Here is a 24,395-nt window from a genome sequence, read left to right on the forward strand (position 1 = left end):
TAATTCAATATAACTGCATCTGTTATAGGTGTCATGCTCCGTGATGTACTTGTCACGCACGAAACGTGCAAGGCAAATACAACAAAAGAGAGTGACGCATGATCAATCCGGATGACGTGGTCAGCCTGTCTCGCCTGCAATTTGGCGCCACGGCCCTGTTCCACTTCCTGTTTGTGCCCCTCACGCTGGGGCTGTCTTGGATCCTGGTGATCGCCGAGTCGGCTTATGTGATGACCGGCAAGGTGATCTATCAGGACATCACCCGCTTCTGGGGCAAACTGTTTGGCATCAACTTCGTCATGGGGGTCACCACGGGGATCACCATGGAGTTTCAGTTCGGCACCAACTGGGCTTACTACTCCCACTATGTGGGGGACATCTTCGGTACTCCGCTGGCCATCGAGGGGCTGATGGCCTTCTTCCTCGAATCGACCCTGGTGGGGCTCTTCTTCTTCGGTTGGGACAAGCTCTCCCGCGGCAAGCACCTGCTGGTGACCATGCTGGTGGCGCTCGGCTCCAATCTCTCGGCGCTCTGGATCCTGATCGGTAACGGCTGGATGCAAAACCCGGTGGGGGCCGAGTTCAACCTGTTGACCCAGCGGATGGAGCTGGTGGATATCGCCGCCGTGCTCTTTAACCCGGTGGCTCAGGTGAAGTTCGTTCACACCGTTGCGGCGGGCTATGTGGCCGCCTCCATGTTCGTGATGGGGGTGAGCAGCTGGTATCTGCTGCGCAAGACGGAAGTGCAGTTTGCCCTGCGCTCATTCGCTATTGCCTCCGGCTTTGGGCTGGCAGCCATTCTCTCGGTCATTGTGCTCGGGGATGAGTCGGGCTATCGCACCGGCGAGGTGCAGAAGGTCAAGCTCGCCGCCATCGAGGCGGAGTGGGAGACCGAGCCAGCGCCAGCTTCCTTTACCCTGTTCGGCTTCCCGGATCAGCAGGGAGAGACTACACACGCCGCCATCAAGATCCCGTATCTGATGGGGATCATCGCCACCCGCTCCATCGACGAGGCGGTGACCGGCCTCAAGGATATCAAGGTGCAGAACGAGGCGCGTATTCGCAGCGGCATGGTGGCGGCCGAGGCCCTCGACCAGATCCGGCAGGGCGCTGATACACCGGCCAACCGCGCCCGCTTCGAGCAGCACGGCAAGGATCTCGGCTACGGTCTGCTGCTCACCCCCTATGCCAGCAATATCGCCAAGGCGGGGGAGGCGGAGATTGCCAAAGCGGTCGATGACTCCATCCCGCCGGTGGCGTCGCTGTTCTGGGGCTTTCGGGTGATGGTGGGGCTTGGCATCACCATGCTGGGGCTGATGGTGGTGAGCTTTGTCCAGCTCTGCCGCAACCGGCTGCAAGACTCGCCACGGTTGCTCAAGACCCTGCTCTGGAGCATTCCGCTGCCCTGGATTGCCATCGAGGCGGGCTGGCTGGTGGCCGAGCTCGGCCGTCAACCCTGGACCATCAGCGACGTGCTGCCGGTCTCGGCCTCGGTCTCTTTGCTTCAGCCGGGCCAACTCTGGTTCAGCCTCATCGCCATCTGTTCCATCTACACCCTGTTGCTGGTGGTGGAGCTGTTCCTGTTGCGCCATGTGATCAGCAAGGGGCCCGCCATTCTCCATACCGGCCGCTACAGCGGTGAACAACCCGAACTTGCGAGGATCGCCTGATGGATTACGCAACCCTGAAACTCATCTGGTGGGCGCTGGTGCTCTTCATGATGGTCGGTTTTATCGTGATGGATGGCTTCGATCTCGGCATCGCCATGCTGCTGCCGGTGGTGTCGAAAGATGATGACGACCGCCGTCTGGTGATCAACAGCGTGGGACCGGTGTGGGAGGGCAATCAGGTGTGGCTGATTGCCGGCGCCGGTGCCCTGTTCGCCGCCTGGCCGCTGGTTTATGCCGCCGCCTTCTCGGGGCTTTACATCCCCATGGTGGTGCTGCTGCTCGGGCTATTTTTGCGTCCGGTCGGTTTTGACTATCGCAGCAAGCTGGCCGATCCGGTTTGGCGCCGCTGGTGGGATCGGGCGCTGGTGGCGGGTGGCCTGATACCGGCGCTCATCCTCGGTGCGGCTATCGGTCTGGTGATGGAGGGGCTGCCGTTTCGCTTCGACACGGCGCTGCGCCTGCACTACGGCGCCTTCGACTTCCAGTGGGGCTGGTTGCTCTCGGTGCTGGCCACTGCCATCAGTCTGTTGCTGCTGCACGGCGCCGGTTTTCTGCAAACCAAGGTGACCGGCACCCCTGCGCTGCGCGCACGGGGGATCGCCATCCTGCTGGCCCCGCTGGTGAGCCTCTGCTACCTGCTGGCCGGCTGGCATCTGGTGGATCTGCAAGGGTTTCAGCTGACCGGTGTCGGCACACAACCCTTTGACCCGAATGCTGCCATCAGCCCGCTGATGAAGGGGGTGATCCCCCACGCCGGAGGCTGGCTGCGCAACTACTTTGACTATCCGCTGCTGTGGCTGGTGCCGATCATCGGGACGCTGGCGCCGCTGGTGAGCGGGATTGCCTCCTGGCTGGAGCGGGGCCGGATTGCGCTGCTGGCCAGCGCCATCGCCTGCGCCGCCATGCTCTGCTCGGTAGCCATCGCCCTGTTCCCCTTCGTGCTGCCCTCATCCCTCGATGCGGTCAGCAGCCTGACCCTGTGGGACAGCACCTCCAGCTACAAGACCCTGGCCATCATGTTCGGCCTCGTGCTGGTGCTGATGCCGGTCAACCTGGGCTACACCGGCTGGGTCTATCGGGTGGTGCGCGGCAAGCTCGACCGTGCCCGCATCAAGCGCGACAGCCATCAACTCTACTGACCTCAAGGGATCTGCTATGTGGTACTTCACCTGGATTTTGGGCCTCGGATTCGCCCTGCTGCTAGGCCTGTGCAACCTGCTCTGGCTGGAAGCGCGCTGGCAGGCGGACGAACGGGACGGTAACTGACGGCGGGGGGCTCGCGCCCCGCCATGGCCGGTGGCTGGCGTTCACTCGTCGCCATCGGCCCCTCTATCCCCCCTCTTTAAACGACACAAACGACACAAACGACACAAACGACACACTTTCAACCGACAACCAACCGACAGGTAATTGTGATGAAACAGAGATTGAAAGCGGTGGCGCTGGCCATCGGGTGCGCGCTCACCGTCGCCCCGGCCTGTGCCGAACCGGTACAACTGACGCCACTGGATAAAACCTTCACCCTGCAGGTGCTCGGCAGTGGCGGCCCCATCTCCGACGACCTGCGTGCCTCCTCCAGCGAGGTGATCTGGTGGAAGGGGAAATCCCGCATCCTGATCGATGCCGGTGGCGGCGTCTACCTGCGCTTCGGCCAGGCGGGGGCCAAGCTCGAAGAGGTCGATTTTATCGGCATCACCCACTTTCACACCGATCATGTGACCGACCTGCCCGCCCTGCTCAAGGGGGCCTACTTCTTCGAGCGCAGCGATCCGCTGGATCTGGCGGGGCCAGAGGCCGGCTCGGCCTTCCCCAGCATGAGCGGCTACTTTGATGCCCTCTTCAACAAGGACAAGGGCGCTTATGCCTACCTGAGCGGCTTCAAGGATGGCACCGATGGCCTCTTCCCCATCACCTTGCACGATGTGCCCTACCAGAGCCCGCAGCCCCACACCGTCTATCAGCAGGATGGGCTGACCATCACCGCGCTCGGCATCCCCCACGGTGACGTGCCCTGTCTGGCCTATCGCATCGAGAGCGCCGAGGGGACCATCGTTATCTCGGCGGATCAGAACGGCAGCAACCCGGCCTTTGTGCCGTTTGCCAAGGGGGCCGACATTCTGGTGATGCCGCTCGCCATCCACGAGGGGGCCGACCCGGTTTCGGCTTCGCTTCATGCCAAGCCATCGGTGGTGGCCAAAATTGCCGCCGAGGTGAACCCCAAGCTGCTGGTGCTCAACCACTGGATGGGGGTCGGCCTCAATCACAAGAAAGAGGCGATGGCCATCGTCAAACAGCAGTTCCACGGTCAGATCGTGGCCGCCCGCGATCTCTCCAGTTACCCCGTTTCATCCGTCAAGGAGTCCGCCCATGAGTAACTCAAGCAGCAACAAAACCACTGGCAAACTGACCCTCTCCATCGCCATGACCAGCCTGATTGCCCTCACTCCGGGACTGGCGCTGGCGGCCACCCCGAGCGATGCGCCGGTCAAGGCCGCCCCCAGCGAACAGCATGGCGGCAAGTGCGCGGCGGGCAAGTGCGGCACCGAGAAGCGCTTTGAAAAACAAGCCCTCGACAGCGATCCGCAAGGCCGGCTGGTGCGCGCCCGCGACGGCAAGTGTGGCGTGGCGGGCGAGGGGATTGATGACGACAGATCCGGTTCCAACAGCGGCAGCAAGATGACGGAGGGGGTATGCGGCCAATAAGCTCCCGCAGTCGGGGGATCGGGCTGCGGCAGGAGCATCTGGATGCGCTCTGCTCCGGCCCCGTCCGCCCCGGCATCGACTTTCTCGAGCTGGCGCCGGAGAACTGGATGGCCATTGGCGGCGCCAGGCGCGAGCAGCTGCATCAGCTGGCCGAGCGTTACCCGCTGGTGGCCCACGGCCTCAGCCTCTCCCTCGGCGATTGTCAGCCCCTCAACCGCACTTTGCTTGGCCAGATCCGCACCTTTCTGGATGAGTTCGGCATCGGGATCTACAGCGAGCATTTGAGCTTTTCCCGCGACCAGCAGGGCTATCTCTATGAGCTCTTACCGGTGCCGCGCCAGTGGGAGAACATCCCCTATCTGGCAGAGCGGATCGCGCAGGTGCAGGAGGCGCTGGCCCGCCCGCTGGTGCTGGAAAATATCTCCTACTACCACGGCTATGACCACGAGATGCCGGAGGAGGATTTTCTCGCCGAGCTGGTGGCGCGCAGCGGCTGCGAGCTGCTGCTCGATATCAACAACGTCTTTGTGAACAGCCGCAACCACGGTTACTGCCCCAAGCGGATGATCGCCGGGCTGCCGGGCAGTGCGATCCGCTATTTCCATATCGCCGGTCATCTGGAAGAGGCGGATGGCACTTTATTAGATACCCACGGCAAACCGGTGTGCGAGGAGGTGGTGGCGCTGGCCCGTTATACGGTGCAGACCCATGGCCTGCGCCCCCTGCTGCTGGAGCGGGATCACCATCTACCACCGCTGGCAGAGCTGGAGGCCGAGCTGGCGCGGGTGCACGGCGCCTGTTGCGAGGCGATCGACAGTCTGGTGCGGGAGGTGCGCTATGGATAGACGGTTATCTCTTATCAGCACGTCCAAAACGGCGCCGCAGCGAATGCAGCAGCAGACCGCCTGGCTGGCGAGCCGGGTGCGGCTGCCGCAGGATGGCATCGCCAGCCACTATGCCCGCAGCGTGCGCGCCAATGTGGAGTCGGTGCTGGAGAGCGCTTTTCCGCTCACCCACGCTCACTGGGCGCCGGTGGACAGAGGGCAGCTGGTGGAGGGCTTTGTTATCGCGCACGGCGCCGAGGCCCCCGAGTTTCACCATATCGCCACCGAGTTTGTTCGCTATGTGCAGCATCGGCACGGAGAGGGCTCTCTCAACTGGCCCAGGCAGCGGCTGGCGCTGCTGGAGTACGAGTGGGCCTGCCTCTGTGTCGAGATTGATGAAGGGGTAGTGCCGCAAGTTATATCGGGGGTTGAGGTGACGGCGGAGAGTTCGCTTGTGCTCAACCCTACCCTGCAACTGCTAGAGCTCCCCTTTGCCATTCGTCGCAGCGGCGTGGTGCCGACCCGGCAGGGCAACCACTTCTATGGCCTGTTTCGCAGTCCGGATCATCAGGTGGTGACCCAGCGGTTGCGCGAATGGGACGTGGCGCTGATCCAATTGCTGCAACAGCAGCCGGGGATTAGCCAAGCCGCGTTCCAGCAACAGGTGCAACAGGTTCGCAGCGACTTTGATCTGATCGAGTGGGCACGCCATTTTTACCGGCTGGGTCTGCTTACCCTGCCCGTCGGTGAGCGCCAGCCTGGCGCGCCCTTGCCCTCATTTAGCAAACACCAAGGAGAATTCCCATGAACAACACCCTTATCCAGTGGTACGAGCGGGCGGTGGCCCAGTGCAAGCGGCTCGATTTTCTGGCCCTGCTGGCCATTCGCCTCTATCTCATTCCGGTCATCTATGTGGGGGCCCACTCCAAGGTGATGGGCTTTGCCGGCACGGTCGCCTGGTTTGGCGCCCCGGTCTCGGAAGGGGGGCTCAACTTGCCGTTCCCGACCCTGCTCGCCTTTCTGGCGGCGGGGACCGAGGTGCTGGGCTGCATCTGCATCGCCCTTGGCCTCTTTACCCGCATCATGGCTATTCCCACCATCTTTCTGATGAGCGTGGCGAGTGCCATGGTGCACTGGAAGCACGGCTGGGACGCCATCGCCACCGGCAGCATGGAGGCCACCTTGCGCCTCAACGGCTTTATCGAGTGGCTGGCCGCCAACTTCCCCGGTCGCTACAACTACATCACCGAGCTCGGGGATCCCGTGATGCTCAACAACGGGATGGAGTTTGCCGCCACCTACTTTGTGATGCTGCTGGTGCTGCTGGTTTACGGCGGTGGCCGCTATGTTAGCCTCGACTACTGGCTCAAGCGGGCGGTGACCGGCAAAGCAGGCGTGCAACAGGCGGCATAATGCTTGCCCACGGATAACAAAAACCATAACGACAGAGCGTGAAAAACAGCGAGCGGCCGAGGGCCGCTCGCTGTTTTTGTGCTGTGTGGGGAGAGTGTCAGCTGCGTCAGCCGCTACTGGTAGCGGCCGACTGCGATGGGGGACTCCTGCTCAATCTGGCCAAGGCGCTCGGCCCACTGAGCGAGCCAGGCTTCCCGCTCTTCTTGCGAGACCCGCACCGGTGCATAACAGATATGGGGGCGCAGCACATCGAAGCCGACAAATTGCAGGATCCCGCGCTGGATGGGGCGCAGCACCCCGTCGATATCGCCGTTGAAGCCGTCGGGCAGATAGGTCTCGGTAGGGCCGCCGGTGGTGAGGCTCAGCAACGCCCGCTTGCCGCGAAACTTGCCGCTCTCGTAGATATGACCCTGACCGTAGACCCGCCCCATGGCAAAGACTCTATCCACCCACCCCTTGAGGATGGCGGGCAGACCAAACCACCAGAGCGGGAACTGGAAGATCAGCAGATCGGCCGCCTCCAGCTTTTGCATCTCCTGCTCCAGCAGCGGGGCGAAGCTGCCCTGCTCGGTGGCAGCCAGCTCTTCAAGCTGCAGCTTGAGAAAATCGGGATCGCTGGCGGCGGTGAAGTTGCGCCGATCCGAGACGGGATCAAAGCCCATGGCATAGAGATCGCTGGTCATCACCGTGTGGCCCGCCTGCTCCAGCGCCCTGATGGCGTGGCAGAAGAGGGCAGCGTTGAAACTTTTGGGTTCGGGATGGGCATAGACGATAAGCACCTTCATAACAGACTCCGTGGCAAATGATGCGAGGGTGACAGGCTTGGTTACTGAAAAAGTGACTGAAACAGTTGCTGAAATAGTTGCCGGGTTGACGCTGTGTCACAGCATAGAAGCCTGCCGCACCGATTGCAGCAGGCGCCACGCCCTTGCGTGACGCCTGCTGGCGCAGCTTATGCCTGACAGGCGGCGAGCCGGACGGCTTCGCGGCGCTCGCTGACATGGGTCAGTCCGTAGGCCAGCAGTACGATAAGGGCGCCGATCCAGGGGGTGTGCATCAGGCCGAGGTGCTCCACCACCAGGCCACCGACGACGGAGCCCAGCGCGATGCCAACGTTGAAGGCGGCGATATTGAGGCCGGAGGCCACATCCACCGCCTTGGGGGTGTGCAGCTCGGCCTGTTTGACCACCAGCACCTGCAGACCCGGCACGTTGCCGAAGGCAAAGGCGCCCCACACCAGCACGGTCAGCACGGCCAGCACCGGATGGGGGGCGGTGAAGGTGAGGGCCAGCAGCACCAGCGCCAGACCGGCAAACAGCAGCTTGAGCGCCGGCAGGGGACCCATCTTGTCGGCCAGCTTGCCACCCCAGATATTGCCGATGGCGACCGATACCCCGTACACCAGCAGGATCAGGCTCACCGCACCGGCGCTAAAGCCGCTCACCTGCTGCAGGATGGGGGCGAGGAAGGTGAAAGCGGTGAAGGCGCCGCCATAACCGAGGGCGGTCTTGGCGTAGACCAGCAGCAGCGGCTTCTTGGTCAGTACCGAGAGTTGCTCGCGGATGGTCGAGGCTGCTCCCTTGGGCAGGTTGCCCGGGATCAGCAGCAGGCTACCCACCATGGCGATGAGGCCCAGCAGGCTTACCACCAGAAAGGTTTCACGCCAGCCAAAGACCTGACCAATCCAGGTGCCGAGCGGTACGCCTGTCACCAGCGCCACGGTAAGGCCGCTGAACATGATGGCGATGGCGCTCGCTGCCTTCTCTTTGGCCACAAGACCCGTGGCGATGGTGCTGCCTACCGAAAAGAAGACCCCGTGCGCCAATCCGGTCAGGATGCGGGCCACAATCAGGCTCTCGTAACCGGGGGCCTGCCAGGCCAGCAGGTTGCCGGCGGTAAAGAGCGCCATCAGCCCTACCAGCAGCCACTTGCGCGGCACCTTGCCGGTCAGCGCTGTGAGCACGGGGGCGCCGATGGCTACGCCAAGGGCATAGAGGCTGACCAGAAGGCCCGCCGAGGGAAGCGAGACATTGAGCTGCTCGGCAATGGTGGGGATAAGCCCCACGATCACAAATTCGGTGGTGCCTATCGCAAAGGCACTCAGGGTAAGGGCAAATAACGCCAGTGGCATAACAACTCCTTGGTTAGGGACTCCCGACGGGAGAATGGCGCCAGTATGCCGATGGGTTTTGTTGGCAAAAATGACGGTGACATCAAATTACTTTTGCCAAATCAGCAGCAATGGCGATGAGTAGGAGGGGAATGGGAGAGACAAGAGTGGCCGCAAAGAGGGGGGAAGAGAGATGAGATCGAAGTGACTGGAAAGCAGAGACAAAGCGTGTTGAGCGAGTAGGGTATAAAGAGGAAACGGGGGCGGGGGTAATGGAAGGAGACAGGGTTGGCTGAACCTGCTGTGCGTGGGGGAATGAGCAACGAGTGAGATGAAAGGGCAAAAAAAGCGGGAGGCATGATACCTCCCGATTTTGCTGAAAAATGTCGTTGAGCGTTATTTGCACCCTTCTCCCGTCGGGAGAGGGGATAGTTCGCAGTTGCAATAGGCTCGTTAGAGTTGCCGGTATCCGCCGTCGAAGCAAGAGAGCCCATGTCTCCCTTCCCGTTTAATCCCAATCTGGTGCAAAGTCCGGGTTGGCGCAGCGCTCACCCCGATCCAGCGTGGCGATGGCGGCCATCTCCTCGCTGCTCAAGGCGATATCGAGAGCGGCCAGATTGGCAGCCTGATTCTCCCGCTTGGTGGAGCTCGGGATCACTGTCATGTCCTGCGCCAGCAGCCAGGCCAGCGACACCTGTGCAGCCGATACCCCGTGGCGTTTGCCAATCTCCATCAGCAGCGGCTCGCTCAGCACCTTGCCATAGGCGAGCGGCATATAGGCGGTGACGGCGATACCGTTAGCTTTGCAGAACTCGACCACCTTGCGGTTTTGCAGCAGGGGATGAACCTCGATCTGCTGGTGGGCGATGGCCCCAGGCCCCAAAATCTCGATAGCCTGTTTGAGCTGGGCCACGGTGAAGTTGGAGACCCCGATCTCCCGGGTCAGGCCCCGGGCCTTGGCCTCGGTCAACTGCTCCAGATAGACTGCCATCGGCACCTCATCCTTGGGGGAGGGCCAGTGGATCAGCGCCAGATCCAGATAGTCAGTGCCCAGTTTTTCCAGGCTTACCTCCAGGCTCGGGAGCACCTTGCCCGGGCCAAACTCGCTGGTCCACACCTTGGTGGTCAGGTAGATCTCGTGGCGGGCAACAGTGCTGCGGGTCAGCACGGCGCCGACTTCGGCTTCGTTGTCATAGATCTGGGCGGTATCGATATGGCGATAGCCCAGCTCCAGACCGTTGGTCAGGGTGGCAAGCAGCGGCTCGCCCTTCAGGCGGAAGGTGCCCAGACCCATGGGTGGCATATTGATCATCTTATTCCTCAATGGGGTGGTGGTTGGCCCTTGATGGGCTGAACAGAAACAGGCTCTAGGGCCAGTCAGGCGCCCAGTGGCTGATAGCGGCGAATGGTGCTGCTGGCAAACCAGGGCTCGGCCTTGGCGACAAATTCGGTAAAGTGGGGTTGGCCCTGATGGGCGGTGAGGGCCGCTTCGCTCTCCCACACTTCGTAGAGCATCCAGCTGTGGGGATTGTCCAAGTCTTGGTGCAACTGATAGCGCTGGCAGCCCGCCTCTTGCAGCGTGGCCGCAATCAGCGGCTCAAGGGCGGCGCGAAACTGGGCGGCGAATTCGGGTTTGGCTTCAAGCTGGGCAATCACAATCACGGGTGATGACATCTGAACCTCCTTGGCAAAAACGAAGGGTCAGTATGCTTGTCGTGACTTGCTGGAAACAGGGCGCTGGTCGCAAAACAGTATTGAGGGGAGAGCAGCAATGGGATCCGATAAATGACACCGACAAAGTCGGTGTCAAGTGATAGTTAGAGCTGTATAGACTTGCGTAGTTATTATGGAATCGCCAAGATACAGCACTTTTTTTCAGTTGTTTAGCTTGATATCTGATGCTGTCTCTCAAAAACAGAAGCATGGTGCTGATCTATCTTTTCATTGACATAGTTGTCGGTGGCCTTCACCAAGTCTTTTATAAATCTGATTACTTTTTCAAGTTCGTCACGTTTAATCAAATGAGCTGATGGAATTCCTGAGTTTATAGGTTTTGAACGATGGGCTGCATCCCCACGCTTCTTAATCCATTGATTCAATGTTGATCTGGCTTTATCTGGCTCGTAATTTGACCACCGCCACCCTTCAGTGACATCAAACCCTAAATAGTCTTGAAAAATTCGTTTTGTTTTATCGGAGCTAGGGTTGTGGAATGTTTTCAAATCTGCATGAAGTTTTTTTAATATAAAATCACCAAGATAGCTACCTTGAACAATCGCAAGCTTTTTATGCATTTCTTCGACAACACGATCTTCTACATAGGTTTCCCATGCAGTGAGTGCCATTACAAGTCCTGCTCGTTTTAGTACTTCGCTGTTTGGTGGAGGTGGGTTTGCATTTACACTATCAAAATGGGCTAATAACTCTTCAGCATCCTTTATTGCGTATTCAAATCCTTGAATTGCTTTTGACATAATCCCTTCCAGATAAAACGGTATTTAAATATTGTATGGTTGGTATTCAATGTATGGATATGAAAAACATATATACAAGAGCAGCATCATGCTAATAACAAACATTAGCATTGAATGTCGATGATACTTCATTGTTTCCAAAGAATTGCATCGGCAAGATCACAAAACAAGTTATTAATTAGTATTTTTAGATATTTGTAAGAGATCACGGCTGATTATGGATATTGTTGGGGCGCATCGTGTGGATGCTTCTCCCACTAACCCATCACGCACAAGCCGGTTCAGCCCAGACGGCAAACTCATTGCCGCTGGGCTCAACGAAGTGGAAACGACGGCCACCGGGAAAATCGAAAAGAGGGCGGTTGATGATGCCTCCGTGTTGGCTCACCTTGGCTTGGGTCGCTTCAATATCTGCGCTGTAGAAGACCAGCAGGGCGCCGCCCTGATCTGTCAGGTTGCACTGATCCGCCCGATAGAAGCCGCCATCCAGCTCCTCATCGGCAAAGGCGCAGTAGTCGGGGCCGTAATCGACAAATTGCCAGCCAAATACGGCCTGAAAGAATGCCTTGGTAGCGGCAAGATCTCGCGCAGCAAACTCCACATAGTCCAGTTTTTCATGGGCTTTCATTCAGTTCGTCTCCCTCATCATCAGCATCGCTGGGCTCAGCAAGTTGTTCCCACGGGGTCAGTTTAAGTTGCTTATGCCGTAACCTGAGGACACTGGCCATAATGAGGCCGATAAATCCCGCAAAAAATGCGGTTTGACGTAGAGCAAATAGCAGATCCATTCCCATGGGTTGCCAGCTGAAAAACCACAACAGTATGCTCCAGATCAGTCCAAGGCCGATGCCAAATACCAGAAAGTTGGTAAGCCAGCTCTCGTAATGTGGCGGTTTGACAGACCAACCCAGTTGGCGCAACAACCAGAACAAGGGGGGATTGTAGTTGGACTGCCATACCCCTTTGTTAGCCAGCTCCTGATGGGCGGCGGCCAGCCGCTCTTCAAATGTCATGGTATTCATCCTTGTGAAATAAGTGGTGTCATACGGTGCTTTTCAGGCTGCATTGTACTGACAAATCGCGGGCATGATGTGGGCTCGCGGTCACGTTCTTTTTCTGTAGAAAAAAGAACTGGCCTCACCGCACGCTTGCCAATCCACAGCGGCTGCGCCTATAAAGGCCCATTACTCTTGTCCGGATAACAGCAATGAAGACCCATTCTGATGAACTGACCCTGTTTGTGGCGGTGGTGGAGGCGGGCAGTTTTCGCCAGGCGGCGGAGAACCTCGGCATGGACAACTCGGTGGTGAGCCGTGGCATCAAGCGGCTGGAGGAGAAGCTCTCAACCGTTTTGCTCAATCGCACCACCCGCCGGGTCAGTCTGACCGAGGAGGGGAGTTGGTTCTATCAGCGGGCGGTGAAGATCCTGACCGAGATGAGCGAGGCGGAGGGGCATCTGCTGATGCGCCGGGAGCAACCAGAGGGGATCTTGCGGGTAGATGCCGCTACCCCCTTTATTCTGCACCGGCTGGTGCCGATCATCGGCGAGTTTCGCCGCCGCTACCCTGCCATCGAGTTGCAGCTGCACAGTTCGGAGGGCTTTATCAATCTGATGGAGCGGCGGGTGGACATGGCCATCCGCATCGGCGAGCTGACCGACTCCTCACTGCGCGCACTGCCACTGGGCCGTTCGCGGTTGCGGCTGCTGGCTTCCCCTGGCTATTTGAGCGAGCGCGGCACCCCGCGCCAACCGGCGGATCTGCTGAGCGGTCACGAGCTGCTCGGCTTTTTGCATCCCGATCACCTCAACCACTGGCCGCTGCTCAGTGCCGAGCAGGGGGATCGCTTTGCCATTACCCCCAGCCTGCGAGCCAGCAGCGGCGAAACCTTGCGTCAGCTGGCGTTGGCGGGGCAGGGGATCGTCTGTCTGTCAGATTTCATGACCGGGCCGGATCGGGAGAGCGGCGCGCTGGTGGAGGTGCTGGCCCGCAGCAACAGTGGCGCCTCGCGCCCCATCAATGCGGTCTTCTACTCCGATGCCCAGCGGGATATCCGGCTGCGGGTCTGGCTCGATTTTCTCAAAGAGCAGCTGGGCAGCCATACCCTGTAGTTCAGGTTGGTTTGTGCGGTTTGTTTGAACGGTTCGTCGTTGCGGTTTGCTTAACGAAAAACAAGCCGCGCCTTCGTTGCGGCCAATCAGCATGAGCCAGGCGGCAGATAAACAGACGGCCGACTTGAGGGTCGGCCGCCGGTTCGGGAAGGTGTGTGAGCTGAAGCGCAGTTAGCGGGGCAATTTGCCCCATACCCGGCTGAGCAGGGCGCCGCCGATCACCGGTGGAATGGCCAGCAGCAGGGTCCACTGCCAGGAGAGGCCGCCGACGGTGGCGGCCAGTACGATGCAGGTGAGCACCACCAGTTGGGCCACCATCATCAGGAAGGTGCCTTCGCGGGGGGTCAGGGTCTCTTTTTGAGTGGCGACGTGGGCTACGGGCGCTTGATTGGTGGTCGGTTTCATGGCGATATCCCTCTGTTGAGTCTGATATCACTAAGCAATGGCCATTCCACATTTTTTTCATGTTAATTATCAATGGCTTGCAAGTCTTGTCGTCATTCCCGTTTCGAGAGCGCAGGCAAAATGATTTGCAAAATGAAAACGCCACCCTGCGGTGGCGTCTTGGTTATTGAGAGGGAGAGGGGGAAGCACCGGGTCTAGCCAATCCGGTATTGGCGGATCTGCTCGTCGATGGCTTTGGCCAGTTCGAACAGTTCGCGGCTGGCGGCATTGCTCTCCTCTGCGTGTTCACGCTGATGCTCGGCCACCATGGCGAGCTCGTCAAGCGCAGCTCTGGCTTGCCCCATCTGTTGATCCTGAGCTTGTGCCAGCGCGCTGATTTCGTTGAGTTCCCTTGCTGTCTGGTTAATTTGGCTGGTGGCATCGACCAGCACCTCTCTGGCTTGATGCATCCGGCTATAGCCCTCTTCGCTCAGGGTGTGGGAGCCTGCCATCGAGCTGCTGGCCTGCCGGGTACCCTCCTGCAGACGCAAGATAAGATCCTGCACATCCTTGGTGGCGGTCTGGGTGCGCACCGCCAGTTGGCGCACCTCGTCGGCCACCACCGCAAAGCCCCGCCCCATATCCCCTGCCCGGGCAGCCTCGATAGCGGCATTGAGGGCCAGCAGGTTGGTCTGGTTCGAGACATCGCGGATGAGGTTCATGATCTGGGTGATGTTGTTGCTGTCCTTGACCACCTCTTCAAGCAGCGCGGACGAGGTGCCGATGCTGCTGCGCAAAGTATCGAGACGATCGGCACTCTGGATCACATCCTGTTCGACACTGAGCATATGGTCAGCGATGCGCCGGGTCACGTCGCTGACCCCCTCGGAACGGCTGGCGATCTGCTCGGCATTGCTGCCGATAGCAGCGACTACATTGGTCAGTTCTTGGATGCTCCTTGCCTGCTGGCACGCTTCTCCCGCCAGTGCCTGCGCCTGATGAAGGGTTTGCGAGGATTGGGCGGAGAGGGCACTCCCCGATTGTTGGAAGCGGGAGAAGCTCTGGTTAAGACTCTGGATCAGCCGGTTGAAGCTCTGGGCCATCTGGCCCAGCTCCGACTCGTCGGAGAAGTCGAGGCGGGTCGCCAGATCCCGATCGGCGGTGATGTGGTGCATGCCATCGGCAGCCTGACGAATCGGGCGACTGATGGAGTGAGCCAACCAGGCGGAGGCCAGCATCGCCAGAGTGCCGATGGCGAGCGACACCATGATGATGAGCTGGCGTGACTCATGTAATCCCTCTTCCAACTCGGCGCTGTTGATCTCGCCAATCAGCAGCCGGTTGAGGGTGGGGATGTAGCGTACAGCAAGAAGGTAGGTTTCTCCCTCCAGCGTCAGTGCCTCAACTGCCACCTGTTCCCCAGCCTTGGGGATAAGCCGTTTGACGGTATCGAGAAAGGATTGTTGATGGTGAGCGGCATCTTTTTGCTCCAGTGCGGGGTGGATCTCGATATTGCCTTCCATGTCCGCCAGATAGACCTGACCGCTCTTGCCGATCCGATAGCTGCTGATGAGCTTGCTCAGGGTGCTCATGTCGATGGAGGTACCGGCCACCGCCAGGGTATTGCCCTCGTGGGTGACGGCGGTGTTGATATAGAGGGAGGCTCGCTGGTTGAAATCGGAGATGTCGAGGTTCAGTTCGTAAGGTTGATTGCGCTGGAGAAAACCGTAAAACCACTCATCTTTCGGGTCTGACTCGCTCAGCGCTTTCTGGGCGGTGGGGCCGTCACTGAAGTTGAGCAAGGTGTTGGTCTGGCGAGGGGCAATAAAGACGTTACCGCCGAGACGTCGTTGCAGAGCCTGAAAGTAGCGCTCCATCTCGGGCCACTCAGCTTCTGGCATGCCAGCGGTCAGCCAGTCGATGACGAAGCTGTTGCTGGCGAGCGCTTGCGCCTCTGTCAGGTGCTGGGTCAGCTGGGCGGTCAGCTGGTTGGCAATGCGGTCCACACTGCTTGGCAGCTCATAGCGTTCGACCCGCTGCTGTGCCTGCGTGTGGGATATCTGCTCGAGGATCAGGGTGATGCAACTGATGGCGATAACCATCAGTATCGCTACGCCGGAGAGGATCCGGGTGCGGATCCCGAGCCCTGACCAGAGTGAGTGCAGTGTAAAACGGTGTATCGCCCTCTCCATATTTCTCTCCTCCATAAAGAAAGGCCGCATATGCGACCCAGATGATGATTATAGATAGAGAACTCAATTGTGTTGTGACGGTTGGTGAGAACAAGATTCACCAGATAAAAACAGGGGGAGCAACGGGAGGGGAGGGTCGGCAAGGGGTAGACAAAAAGAGGCCGACGTGATGGTCGGCCTCCTTGGTGTTTATCTCAACGGAATGTCGGGAGCCCGATCAATCCTCTTCAGCCCAACGGCGTGAACGCTCAACCGCTTTTTTCCAGCCGTTGTAGCGCTTGGCGCGATCGTCTCTGTCCATCTGCGGGATGAACTCGCGGTCCACGCTGAACTTGTCTTCCAGCTCGTCGGAGCTCTTCCAGAAGCCGACTGCCAGACCCGCTAGGAAGGCGGCGCCCATGGCGGTGGTCTCGATGCGGGTCGGACGCACCACAGGGGTGTGCATCATGTCAGCCTGGAACTGCATCAGGAAGTCGTTGGCCACGGCGCCGCCGTCTACTTTCAGCGCAGCCAGCTTGATGCCGGAGTCTTGCTGCATGGCATCCAGCACATCGCGGCTCTGATAGGCGATGGATTCCAGCGCGGCACGGATGATGTGGTTGCGGTTGGCGCCACGGGTCAGGCCGACCATGGTGCCGCGAGCATAGGGATCCCAGTAGGGCGCGCCTAGGCCGACGAAGGCCGGTACCAGATAGACGCCGTTGGTGTCACCCACCTTGGAGGCGAAGTAGTCGGTATCGCGGGCATCGTGAATGATCTTCAGCTCGTCACGCAGCCACTGGATGGTGGCGCCGCCCATAAACACCGCACCTTCCAGCGCGTAGTTCACTTCCCCTTTCGGGCCGATGGCAACGGTAGTCAGCAGGCCGTTGCTGGAGCGAACCGGCTCGGTGCCGGTGTTCATCAGCATGAAGCAGCCGGTGCCGTAGGTGTTCTTGGCCATCCCTTTTTCAAAGCAGAGCTGGCCAAACAGGGCAGACTGCTGGTCACCGGCAATACCGGCGATGGGGATGCGGGAGCCGCCGCCACGGGTGGTGTAGCCGTACACTTCGGAAGAGGGTTTCACTTCCGGCAACATGGACATGGGGATGCCCAGCTCGTCCAGCATCTTCTCGTCCCACTTCAGCTCGCGGATGTTGTAGAGCATGGTACGGGAGGCGTTGGTCGGGTCGGTGACGTGCACTTCGCCATTGGTCATTTTCCAGACCAGCCAGGTGTCGATGGTGCCGAACAGCAGCTCGCCGTTCATTGCCTTCTCGCGGGCACCTTCCACGTTGTCGAGGATCCACTTCACCTTGGTACCGGAGAAGTAGGCATCCAGCACCAGACCGGTGTTTTCACGGACGTACTCTTCCAGACCGCGTGCTTTCAGCTCTTCGCAGATGGCTGCGGTGCGGCGGCACTGCCAGACGATGGCGTTGTAGATGGGTTTGCCAGTGGCCTTTTCCCAGACAACGGTGGTTTCACGCTGGTTGGTGATACCGATGGCGGCGATCTCTTCGCTGCGAAGGCCGGTCTTGGCCAGCACTTCGGTAAAGACGGAGGATTGGGTCGCCCAGATCTCCATCGGGTCGTGCTCTACCCAACCCGCTTTCGGGTAGTGCTGGGTGAATTCGCGCTGGGAGGTACCGACAATGTTGGCATCCTGATCAAACACGATGGCGCGGGAAGAGGTGGTTCCCTGGTCCAGAGCGACGACATATTTCTTTTCAGCAGACATGATGTTCTCCACGTTTCTATTTTCCACGTTTTTATACGTTGGAGGGGGCCGCTCTTATGCGGCAGCCTCTTCTTTGGCGGTTTGGGTAGCTTGCTCGGTGGTGACGACACGGTTGCCCGGGACGCAGGGAGCCAGCACTTTGACATACAGAGCGGTACCAATCTGGGCGCCAACGATGGGACCAAGGATCGGGACCCAGAAGTAGGGGTTGTCACGACCACCGGTCAGGGCAACATCACCCCAGCCAGCAAAGAACGCGAACAGTTTCGGACCAAAGTCACGGGCCGGGTTCATGGCAAAACCGGTTAACGGGCCAAGGGAGGCGCCGATCACCGCGATAAGGATACCGATCAGCAGAGCGGCAGCGAAGCCTTTGGGGGCGCCATTGTTGTTGTCACCCAGCGCCATGATGCCCAGCATCAGGACGGCGGTGATCACCAGCTCGACGGCGAAGGCTTGCATGTTGGTCAGCAGGGCATTGGGATAGGTGGAGAAGATCCCGGCGGTGCCGAGGCTCTCGACGCTGCCGCGCACCACGTTATGGGTCACTTCCCACTGGGTGAAAAGGTTACCATAAAGGAAGTAGACAAGGGCGGCGAAGCAGAAGGCACCGGCCATCTGGGCGATGATGTAGGGCACTACCTTGCGCTTGTCGAACCCGCAGAAGGTCATCAGCGCCAGGGTTACAGCCGGGTTCAGGTGGGCACCTGAAATGCCGCCGGTGACATAGATGGCGATGGCCACACCCAGACCCCAGGTAATGGAGATTTCCCACTGCCCGAAGTTGGCGCCAGCCAGCACCAGTGCCGCCACACATCCGACGCCGAAAAATATCAGCAGGCCGGTTCCGATAAACTCGGCGATGCACTCGCCAAGCAGGGTATTGGGTCTTTGTATGCTCATACTTTTATTCCTTATATCCACCCGTAGAGGTTTGATGTTCCGTTCTATCTTTTTGTGTCTATCCGTTGCTGCCGAAAACGTTTCCTTGTTGTTTTTGCGTCTTGCGCAAACGTTATGCTCGTTTGCGCTCGTTATCGGTCGTGACAGAAAATAACCCTTCCCAATAATTTCACCATCCCCCCTCCATAGGAAATGTGGACAAGATCCCACTCATTGCTAAGAAAATGTGACGTAAAGCATCTTGATAACAGCTAGTTACCACTTAGGGGGTAGCTTGCAACCCTTGCCACACAAGGGCTGGCGCTTGCTGAGCAATTTCTCATTTGGAGCTTTTATTTGTAATAAAACTGCAATATTTGAGCATGCATCACAGATTAAATGAGCGCATATGAGCACAATTGGCTCGCTTGCGAATCGGTGGACTCACATGATTCGTTGGAATGGTCAGGGCATCCTCAACCGCCCATAACAACAATAAGGAAGCAGAACATGCTTAGTCTCTTCAGGCCTGCGGCGCACATCGACAGGCTCCCGGCTGACAAGGTCGACCCCTTCTACAAACGCATGCGTTGGCAGGTGTTTTTCGGGATCTTCTTCGGTTACGCCGGCTACTATCTGGTACGGAAAAACTTCAGTCTGGCGATGCCCTATCTGATCGAGCAGGGCTTTTCCCGTGGTGATCTCGGTTTCGCGCTCTCCGGGGTCTCCATTGCCTATGGTCTCTCCAAATTTCTGATGGGGAACGTCTCTGACCGTTCCAACGCCCGTTACTTCCTCTCCGCCGGTCTGCTGCTCTCGGCTGCCATCATGTTCATGATGGGTACCATGCACTGGGCCACCTCCAGCATTGCCATCATGTTCGTGCTGTTGTTCCTGAACGGTTGGGCACAGGGCATGGGCTGGCCGCCCTGCGGTCGCACCATGGTGCATTGGTGGTCACAGAAAGAGCGCGGCGAAGTGGTTGCGGTCTGGAACGTGGCGCACAACGTGGGTGGCGGCATGATTGGCCCGCTGTTTATCCTCGGGATGGGTTGGTTCAACGACTGGCGCAGTGCCTTCTATGTGCCTGCGGCAGCGGCGGCCGCCATCGCAGTGATCGCCTTCTTCGTGATGCGTGATACCCCGCAATCGGTCGGTCTGCCTCCTATCGAGGAGTACAAGAACGACTATCCGAAGGATTACAACGAGAGCCACGAGCAGGAGTTCTCCGCCAAGGAGATCTTCGTCAAGTACGTGCTGCACAACAAACTGCTGTGGTACATCGCGATCGCCAACGCCTTCGTTTACCTCATTCGTTACGGTGTGCTGGACTGGGCGCCAACCTACCTGAAAGAGGCCAAGCACTTCACCGTCGACAACTCCTCCTGGGCTTACTTCCTCTACGAGTGGGCCGGTATTCCGGGCACCCTGCTGTGTGGCTGGATCTCTGACAAGATGTTCCAGGGCCGCCGTGCCCCGGCCGGTATCCTGTTCATGGTGCTGGTGACCCTGGCTGTACTGGTTTACTGGTTCAACCCGGCCGGCAACCCGACCATCGACATGATGGCGCTGGTGGCTATCGGCTTCCTGATCTACGGCCCTGTCATGCTGATTGGCCTCTATGCTCTTGAGCTGGCACCGAAGAAAGCAGCCGGTACTGCGGCAGGTTTCACCGGTCTGTTCGGTTATCTGGGCGGCGCGGTCGCGGCCAACGCCATGCTGGGTTATACCGTTGACCACTTCGGTTGGGATGGCGGCTTCATGGTGCTGACCGTCTCCTGCGTGCTCTCCATCATTCTGCTGGCGATGACCCTCAAGCATGAGAACATTGCCGTTGCGGCCAAGAAAGCGGCTGCCCATAAGGCATAAAACGTGATCCTCAGCTTATTGATCCCAAAGGGGATCAGGTAAACTGCCAAAAGGCCCCGCATCTGCCGGGGCCTTTTTTTGTCTCATCATCGGAGTGCAAGCGTGAAGCAAACCCAACGACATCTGGAGATCCTGGACGTCCTGACGCGGCAGGGATTTGTCTCGACCGACGATCTGGTGACCCACTTTGACGTCAGCCCCCAGACCATTCGCCGGGATCTGAACGATCTCGCCGAACAGAACAAGATCCGGCGCCATCATGGCGGTGCCTCCCTGCATTCGAGTACCGTCAATACCGCCTACAGCGCCCGTAAAGTGATGCAACTCAAGGAGAAAGAGCGCATCGCCCGCGAGGTCGCGGCCAATATTCCCGACGGTTCATCGCTCTTTATCGACATAGGTACCACCACCGAGGCCATTGCCCGTGCCCTGCTCGATCACCGCGAGCTGCGTATCGTCACCAACAACCTCAACGTGGCCAGCATTCTGACGGCCAAGGATGACTTCACCGTCATCATTGCCGGTGGCGAGATCCGCAACCGCGATGGCGGCATCGTGGGGGAGGCGACCCGTGATTTTATCGGTCAGTTTCGCATGGACTATGGTGTCATCGGGATTTCGGGCATCGACAACGACGGCTCCCTGCTCGATTTCGACTATCACGAGGTGAAGATTGCCCAGGCCATCATCGCTCACTCCCGTCATGTGTTCCTGGCCGCCGACCACACCAAGTTCGGTCGCAATGCCATGGTCAATCTGGGCAATCTCAGCCAGATCCACGCCCTCTTTACCGATCAGGAGCCACCGGAGAAGCTGACGCGATTGATGGCGCAACACCAGATCGCCTGCCACATCTGCTGACGGCTGAAGAGGCCAAGGCTGTGCCGGTCGCCCGTTCGGGCGGCCTCCTTTCTTTTTCTGTCCCCCATCCCTGCACCCATCTCACCCCTTTATAGGTATTGCAAAAACCACTATTCAATCTGGTTTTTTTGGCTATTAACCCGCCGATGTTGGCCCGACGCCATTTGCTCCGCTGACCTGTCCTCTTTGCCACCTCTAGCGGGCTGTGGCGATCACACTTTCATCATAAAATGTTCGTTTGTTGTATTTTCATGTTCTAAAATGAGCGAAATCAAACATTGCTGTTATAGCAATCATAAAAATGAAAGTAGGTGAACATGAGCGAACATTATGATCTGGTCGTCGTCGGTGGCGGCATCAACGGGGTCGGCATCGCAGCCGATGCGGCAGGACGGGGTCTGAAGGTTGCCCTGTTTGAGGCGCAAGATCTCGCCTCTGCCACCTCGTCCAACTCCAGCAAGTTGATCCACGGCGGTTTGCGCTATCTCGAGCATTACGAATTCCGGCTGGTGAAAGAGGCATTGGCGGAGCGTGAGGTGCTGCTCGGTATGGCACCTCACATCGCCCGTCCCATGCGTTTTCGCCTGCCGCACCGCCCGCACCTGCGTCCGGCCTGGATGATCCGCGCCGGTCTGTTCCTCTATGACAATCTGGCCAAGCGCGACAAGCTCAAGGGGAGCTGCGGTGTGCGCTTTCTGCCGCAAGATGGCTTGACCGCGGGGATCAACAAGGGGTTTGAATATTCCGATGCCTGGGTCGACGACGCCCGGTTGGTGGTGCTCAATGCCATGATGGCCCGTGACAAGGGGGCCGACGTGCAGACCCGCACCCGCTGCATCAAGGCGGTGCGCGGTTCCAAACACTGGACGCTCACTTTGGAGCGGGAAGGGGGCGAGCAGTTCACCGTCACCTGCCGTGGTCTGGTCAATGCGGCGGGCCCCTGGGTCAAGACCTTCTATGACGAGAGCCTGCACGAGAAATCCCCCCGCGGCATTCGCCTTATTAAAGGCAGCCACATGATAGTGCCGCGCATCCATGAGCGCGAAGAGGCCTATATCCTGCAAAACGAAGATAACCGTATCGTCTTCGTCATCCCTTATCAGCAGGACTACTCCCTTATCGGCACCACCGATGTGGAGCACCACGGCAGCCCGCGGGAAGCGAAGATCAGCGAGGCCGAAATTAACTACCTGTGCAAGGTGGTCAACGCCCACTTCACTCGCCAAATTGCGCCGAAAGATGTGATCTGGACCTATGCCGGGGTGCGCCCGCTCTGTGACGACGAGTCAGATTCACCGCAGGCGGTGACCCGCGACTACACCCTCGAACTTTCTGGTGAGTCTGACGGTGCGCCGCTCTTGTCGGTGTTTGGCGGCAAGCTCACCACCTATCGCAAGCTGGCACAGGCTGCCTGCAACAAGCTCAAGCCCTGGTTCAGCCAGATGGGGGATGACTGGACTGCGACCAGCCGTCTGCCCGGCGGCGAGTTTGACTGCTCGGTACGCGAGCTGGCCCGCGCCTTTGCGCTGGAGTTTGACTGGCTCGATGATCGCAGCGCCCTGCGCATTGCCGAGGCCTATGGCGCCCATGCCCGTCTCTGGCTGAAAGAGGATCGCGGCATTCACTTCGGTGGCGGTCTCTACGAGTCGGAAGTGCGTTATCTCATCGAGCGGGAGTGGGCCTGTTCACTGGACGATATCCTCTGGCGCCGCAGCAAGCTGGGGCTGCGCCTGAACGATTCAGAGCAGCAGATGCTGCAGATCTGGCTTGACCAATACCATCAGGCTCTGCGCAAGGCGAGCTGATGCGTGACGGTGGGCAGTGCGCTGCTGCCCACCGCTTTCCACCGTAAATGTGCAACAAACCTCTGATAGAACAATTACCTACACACAATAATAAAAGAGCATCACATATGAAAAAACTCGCCGTTTCCCTCATCGCCTTGAGCCTTGGGGCATCCCTCTCATTACCCGTGTTGGCTGCCGATGAAGGCAAGGTGGTGATCGCCCACCGTGGCGCTTCCGGCTACCTGCCCGAGCATACCCTGGAGTCCAAGGCGCTGGCTTATGGCATGGGGGCCGACTATCTGGAGCAGGATCTGGTGATGACCAAGGATGACCAGCTGGTGGTGATGCACGATCACTTCCTCGATGGCATCACCGATGTGGCAGCGCGCTTCCCCGGCCGTGCCCGTCCGGACGGCCGTTACTATGTGGTGGATTTCACCCTGGACGAGGTGCGTTCCCTGCGCATGACCGAGCCGTTCCAGCTGGTGGATGGCAAGCAGGTGCCGGTCTATCCGGCCCGCTTCCCGCTCTGGAAGTCAGACTTCAAGATCCACACCTTCCAGGAGGAGATCGAGATGATCCAGGGGCTCAACAAGAGCACCGGCAAGAACATCGGCATCTACCCGGAGATCAAGGCGCCCTGGTTGTTCCGCCACGAAGGCAAGGATATCTCCAAAGCAGTGCTGAAGGTGCTCAAGGAGTACGGCTATACCGGGAAGGATGACAAGGTCTATCTGCAGTGCTTCGATGCCGATGAACTCAAGCGCATCAACAGCGAGCTGATGCCCGCCATGGGTATGGATCTGAAACTGGTGCAGCTGATGGCCGAGACCGACTGGAACGAGACCATGGTCTACGACGCCAAGGGCAAGGCGACCCCCTACAACTATGACTGGATGTTCAAGCCGGGAGCGATGAAAACCATCGCCAGCTATGCCGAAGGGATTGGCCCGTGGAAACCGATGATCGTCACCGAGCCGGGCACTTTGGGCAAACCGGTCTTCACCGGTATGGTAAAAGAAGCCCATGCGGCGGGCCTGAAAGTTCACCCCTATACCTTCCGTCAGGATGAGGGGCAGATCCCGGCCTATGCCAAGGACTTTACCGATCTGCTCAACATCTTCCTCTATCAAGCCGATGTGGACGGGGTGTTCAGCGACTTCCCTGACAAGGCGGTGGCCGTCATCAAGGCCCATCAAGAGGCGGCCAAATAGCACTCTGGCGCCATTTGGATGCAAAGCGAGGCCAATTGGCCTCGCTTTTTGTTTCAGGTTCCTGTAACGGGAGTGTGCGCCCTGTCAGAAAATAGCCAGATCACGTCATGGTGTGCCGGATCTGCATCATTTTACGCAGTTTTTACGTAGCAGATCGCTGGCATGAAATCGGCAGAGCGGTT

Annotated in this window: 24 protein-coding genes; 13 read left to right on the forward strand and 11 right to left on the reverse strand. The window is 58.9% G+C overall.

Features of this window, described 5'->3' with window-relative positions:
- The first annotated feature begins 98 nt into the window (after positions 1-98).
- The 8 genes from G5380_RS07360 (at position 99) to G5380_RS07395 (ending at position 6,610) form a co-directional block, all read left to right on the forward strand.
- Positions 99-1,670, forward strand: coding sequence for a cytochrome ubiquinol oxidase subunit I (locus tag G5380_RS07360; RefSeq protein WP_421352586.1), 1,572 nt, complete (start codon positions 99-101; stop codon positions 1,668-1,670).
- Complete coding sequence (gene cydB / locus G5380_RS07365; RefSeq protein ID WP_421352587.1) at positions 1,670-2,809, forward strand: cytochrome d ubiquinol oxidase subunit II; 1,140 nt, start codon at positions 1,670-1,672, stop codon at positions 2,807-2,809. Before G5380_RS07360 ends, cydB begins: the two co-directional genes overlap by 1 nt.
- A gap of 16 nt (positions 2,810-2,825) precedes the next feature.
- A complete protein-coding gene (cydX, locus tag G5380_RS07370; RefSeq protein WP_005337572.1) occupies positions 2,826-2,936 on the forward strand; it encodes a cytochrome bd-I oxidase subunit CydX in 111 nt (36 codons plus the stop codon).
- Between the two features lie 149 nt (positions 2,937-3,085).
- Positions 3,086-4,045: an MBL fold metallo-hydrolase gene (locus G5380_RS07375; RefSeq protein ID WP_042081514.1), complete on the forward strand. Its 960-nt coding sequence runs from the start codon at positions 3,086-3,088 to the stop codon at positions 4,043-4,045.
- Complete coding sequence (locus G5380_RS07380) at positions 4,038-4,373, forward strand: hypothetical protein (RefSeq protein ID WP_201955840.1); 336 nt, start codon at positions 4,038-4,040, stop codon at positions 4,371-4,373. The genes G5380_RS07375 and G5380_RS07380 overlap by 8 nt, the downstream gene beginning before the upstream one ends.
- Entirely contained in the window at positions 4,361-5,218 is an 858-nt protein-coding gene (locus G5380_RS07385; protein ID WP_421224347.1) for a DUF692 domain-containing protein, read from the forward strand. Before G5380_RS07380 ends, G5380_RS07385 begins: the two co-directional genes overlap by 13 nt.
- Entirely contained in the window at positions 5,211-6,005 is a 795-nt protein-coding gene (locus G5380_RS07390) for a putative DNA-binding domain-containing protein (RefSeq protein ID WP_421352588.1), read from the forward strand. Before G5380_RS07385 ends, G5380_RS07390 begins: the two co-directional genes overlap by 8 nt.
- Positions 6,002-6,610 carry a DoxX family protein gene (locus tag G5380_RS07395; protein WP_064338242.1) on the forward strand — a complete coding sequence of 203 codons (609 nt, stop codon included), beginning with the start codon at positions 6,002-6,004 and terminating at the stop codon, positions 6,608-6,610. Before G5380_RS07390 ends, G5380_RS07395 begins: the two co-directional genes overlap by 4 nt.
- 113 nt (positions 6,611-6,723) lie before the next feature.
- Here the strand turns inward: G5380_RS07395 and G5380_RS07400 are convergent, their stop codons facing one another.
- The 7 genes from G5380_RS07400 to G5380_RS07430 all read right to left on the reverse strand — a co-directional run bounded on the left by G5380_RS07400 (position 6,724) and on the right by G5380_RS07430 (position 12,207).
- A complete protein-coding gene (locus G5380_RS07400) occupies positions 6,724-7,395 on the reverse strand; it encodes an NAD(P)H-dependent oxidoreductase (RefSeq protein ID WP_266135075.1) in 672 nt (223 codons plus the stop codon).
- Positions 7,396-7,562: 167 nt separating this feature from the next.
- Positions 7,563-8,741 carry an MFS transporter gene (locus G5380_RS07405; protein ID WP_201995468.1) on the reverse strand — a complete coding sequence of 393 codons (1,179 nt, stop codon included), beginning with the start codon at positions 8,739-8,741 and terminating at the stop codon, positions 7,563-7,565.
- 487 nt (positions 8,742-9,228) lie between these two features.
- On the reverse strand, positions 9,229-10,032 hold the full coding sequence (gene dkgB, locus G5380_RS07410; protein WP_216953294.1) for a 2,5-didehydrogluconate reductase DkgB: 804 nt from the start codon (positions 10,030-10,032) through the stop codon (positions 9,229-9,231).
- Positions 10,033-10,097: 65 nt separating this feature from the next.
- A complete protein-coding gene (locus G5380_RS07415) occupies positions 10,098-10,394 on the reverse strand; it encodes a putative quinol monooxygenase (RefSeq protein ID WP_064336428.1) in 297 nt (98 codons plus the stop codon).
- 209 nt (positions 10,395-10,603) lie between these two features.
- Complete coding sequence (locus tag G5380_RS07420) at positions 10,604-11,194, reverse strand: HEPN domain-containing protein (RefSeq protein WP_266135073.1); 591 nt, start codon at positions 11,192-11,194, stop codon at positions 10,604-10,606.
- 265 nt (positions 11,195-11,459) lie between these two features.
- Positions 11,460-11,822, reverse strand: a complete 363-nt coding sequence (locus tag G5380_RS07425; protein WP_266135072.1) for a VOC family protein — start codon at positions 11,820-11,822, stop codon at positions 11,460-11,462.
- Entirely contained in the window at positions 11,809-12,207 is a 399-nt protein-coding gene (locus G5380_RS07430) for a DUF6404 family protein (protein ID WP_266135071.1), read from the reverse strand. Before G5380_RS07430 ends, G5380_RS07425 begins: the two co-directional genes overlap by 14 nt.
- Positions 12,208-12,401: 194 nt before the next feature.
- Here G5380_RS07430 and G5380_RS07435 point away from each other — a divergent pair, with 194 nt between their 5' ends.
- Entirely contained in the window at positions 12,402-13,304 is a 903-nt protein-coding gene (locus tag G5380_RS07435; protein ID WP_266135070.1) for a LysR substrate-binding domain-containing protein, read from the forward strand.
- A gap of 171 nt (positions 13,305-13,475) precedes the next feature.
- Here G5380_RS07435 and G5380_RS07440 read toward each other — a convergent pair whose 3' ends face one another.
- The 4 genes from G5380_RS07440 to G5380_RS07455 all read right to left on the reverse strand — a co-directional run bounded on the left by G5380_RS07440 (position 13,476) and on the right by G5380_RS07455 (position 18,503).
- Complete coding sequence (locus G5380_RS07440; protein ID WP_019446771.1) at positions 13,476-13,709, reverse strand: hypothetical protein; 234 nt, start codon at positions 13,707-13,709, stop codon at positions 13,476-13,478.
- Positions 13,710-13,903: 194 nt separating this feature from the next.
- Positions 13,904-15,880 carry a methyl-accepting chemotaxis protein gene (locus G5380_RS07445; protein WP_227342410.1) on the reverse strand — a complete coding sequence of 659 codons (1,977 nt, stop codon included), beginning with the start codon at positions 15,878-15,880 and terminating at the stop codon, positions 13,904-13,906.
- Positions 15,881-16,097: 217 nt separating this feature from the next.
- Entirely contained in the window at positions 16,098-17,600 is a 1,503-nt protein-coding gene (gene glpK / locus G5380_RS07450; RefSeq protein WP_204477386.1) for a glycerol kinase GlpK, read from the reverse strand.
- A 54-nt stretch (positions 17,601-17,654) separates the two neighbouring features.
- Positions 17,655-18,503, reverse strand: a complete 849-nt coding sequence (locus G5380_RS07455; protein WP_005350866.1) for an MIP/aquaporin family protein — start codon at positions 18,501-18,503, stop codon at positions 17,655-17,657.
- Between the two features lie 489 nt (positions 18,504-18,992).
- Here G5380_RS07455 and glpT point away from each other — a divergent pair, with 489 nt between their 5' ends.
- From glpT to glpQ, 4 genes are all read left to right on the forward strand, one after another.
- Positions 18,993-20,351 carry a glycerol-3-phosphate transporter gene (glpT, locus tag G5380_RS07460; RefSeq protein ID WP_005337540.1) on the forward strand — a complete coding sequence of 453 codons (1,359 nt, stop codon included), beginning with the start codon at positions 18,993-18,995 and terminating at the stop codon, positions 20,349-20,351.
- 102 nt (positions 20,352-20,453) lie between these two features.
- On the forward strand, positions 20,454-21,212 hold the full coding sequence (locus tag G5380_RS07465) for a DeoR/GlpR family transcriptional regulator (RefSeq protein WP_421352589.1): 759 nt from the start codon (positions 20,454-20,456) through the stop codon (positions 21,210-21,212).
- A 317-nt stretch (positions 21,213-21,529) separates the two neighbouring features.
- Positions 21,530-23,017, forward strand: coding sequence for a glycerol-3-phosphate dehydrogenase (gene glpD / locus G5380_RS07470; RefSeq protein WP_103422269.1), 1,488 nt, complete (start codon positions 21,530-21,532; stop codon positions 23,015-23,017).
- 107 nt (positions 23,018-23,124) lie between these two features.
- Entirely contained in the window at positions 23,125-24,213 is a 1,089-nt protein-coding gene (glpQ, locus tag G5380_RS07475; protein ID WP_005337531.1) for a glycerophosphodiester phosphodiesterase, read from the forward strand.
- Positions 24,214-24,395: the final 182 nt, after the last annotated feature.

Origin of the sequence: Aeromonas sp. 604443 (assembly GCF_049170315.1) — a bacterium.
Taxonomy (GTDB): domain Bacteria; phylum Pseudomonadota; class Gammaproteobacteria; order Enterobacterales; family Aeromonadaceae; genus Aeromonas; species Aeromonas veronii_A.

Bases quoted from the DNA above. Each gene is read 5' to 3' on its own strand.
- G5380_RS07360 (WP_421352586.1), top strand. From the start codon at position 99: ATGATCAATCCGGATGACGTGGTCAGCCTGTCTCGCCTGCAATTTGGC.
- cydB (WP_421352587.1), top strand. From the start codon at position 1,670: ATGGATTACGCAACCCTGAAACTCATCTGGTGGGCGCTGGTGCTCTTC.
- cydX (WP_005337572.1), top strand. From the start codon at position 2,826: ATGTGGTACTTCACCTGGATTTTGGGCCTCGGATTCGCCCTGCTGCTA.
- G5380_RS07375 (WP_042081514.1), top strand. From the start codon at position 3,086: ATGAAACAGAGATTGAAAGCGGTGGCGCTGGCCATCGGGTGCGCGCTC.
- G5380_RS07380 (WP_201955840.1), top strand. From the start codon at position 4,038: ATGAGTAACTCAAGCAGCAACAAAACCACTGGCAAACTGACCCTCTCC.
- G5380_RS07385 (WP_421224347.1), top strand. From the start codon at position 4,361: ATGCGGCCAATAAGCTCCCGCAGTCGGGGGATCGGGCTGCGGCAGGAG.
- G5380_RS07390 (WP_421352588.1), top strand. From the start codon at position 5,211: ATGGATAGACGGTTATCTCTTATCAGCACGTCCAAAACGGCGCCGCAG.
- G5380_RS07395 (WP_064338242.1), top strand. From the start codon at position 6,002: ATGAACAACACCCTTATCCAGTGGTACGAGCGGGCGGTGGCCCAGTGC.
- G5380_RS07400 (WP_266135075.1), bottom strand. From the start codon at position 7,395: ATGAAGGTGCTTATCGTCTATGCCCATCCCGAACCCAAAAGTTTCAAC.
- G5380_RS07405 (WP_201995468.1), bottom strand. From the start codon at position 8,741: ATGCCACTGGCGTTATTTGCCCTTACCCTGAGTGCCTTTGCGATAGGC.
- dkgB (WP_216953294.1), bottom strand. From the start codon at position 10,032: ATGATCAATATGCCACCCATGGGTCTGGGCACCTTCCGCCTGAAGGGC.
- G5380_RS07415 (WP_064336428.1), bottom strand. From the start codon at position 10,394: ATGTCATCACCCGTGATTGTGATTGCCCAGCTTGAAGCCAAACCCGAA.
- G5380_RS07420 (WP_266135073.1), bottom strand. From the start codon at position 11,194: ATGTCAAAAGCAATTCAAGGATTTGAATACGCAATAAAGGATGCTGAA.
- G5380_RS07425 (WP_266135072.1), bottom strand. From the start codon at position 11,822: ATGAAAGCCCATGAAAAACTGGACTATGTGGAGTTTGCTGCGCGAGAT.
- G5380_RS07430 (WP_266135071.1), bottom strand. From the start codon at position 12,207: ATGACATTTGAAGAGCGGCTGGCCGCCGCCCATCAGGAGCTGGCTAAC.
- G5380_RS07435 (WP_266135070.1), top strand. From the start codon at position 12,402: ATGAAGACCCATTCTGATGAACTGACCCTGTTTGTGGCGGTGGTGGAG.
- G5380_RS07440 (WP_019446771.1), bottom strand. From the start codon at position 13,709: ATGAAACCGACCACCAATCAAGCGCCCGTAGCCCACGTCGCCACTCAA.
- G5380_RS07445 (WP_227342410.1), bottom strand. From the start codon at position 15,880: ATGGAGAGGGCGATACACCGTTTTACACTGCACTCACTCTGGTCAGGG.
- glpK (WP_204477386.1), bottom strand. From the start codon at position 17,600: ATGTCTGCTGAAAAGAAATATGTCGTCGCTCTGGACCAGGGAACCACC.
- G5380_RS07455 (WP_005350866.1), bottom strand. From the start codon at position 18,503: ATGAGCATACAAAGACCCAATACCCTGCTTGGCGAGTGCATCGCCGAG.
- glpT (WP_005337540.1), top strand. From the start codon at position 18,993: ATGCTTAGTCTCTTCAGGCCTGCGGCGCACATCGACAGGCTCCCGGCT.
- glpD (WP_103422269.1), top strand. From the start codon at position 21,530: ATGAGCGAACATTATGATCTGGTCGTCGTCGGTGGCGGCATCAACGGG.
- glpQ (WP_005337531.1), top strand. From the start codon at position 23,125: ATGAAAAAACTCGCCGTTTCCCTCATCGCCTTGAGCCTTGGGGCATCC.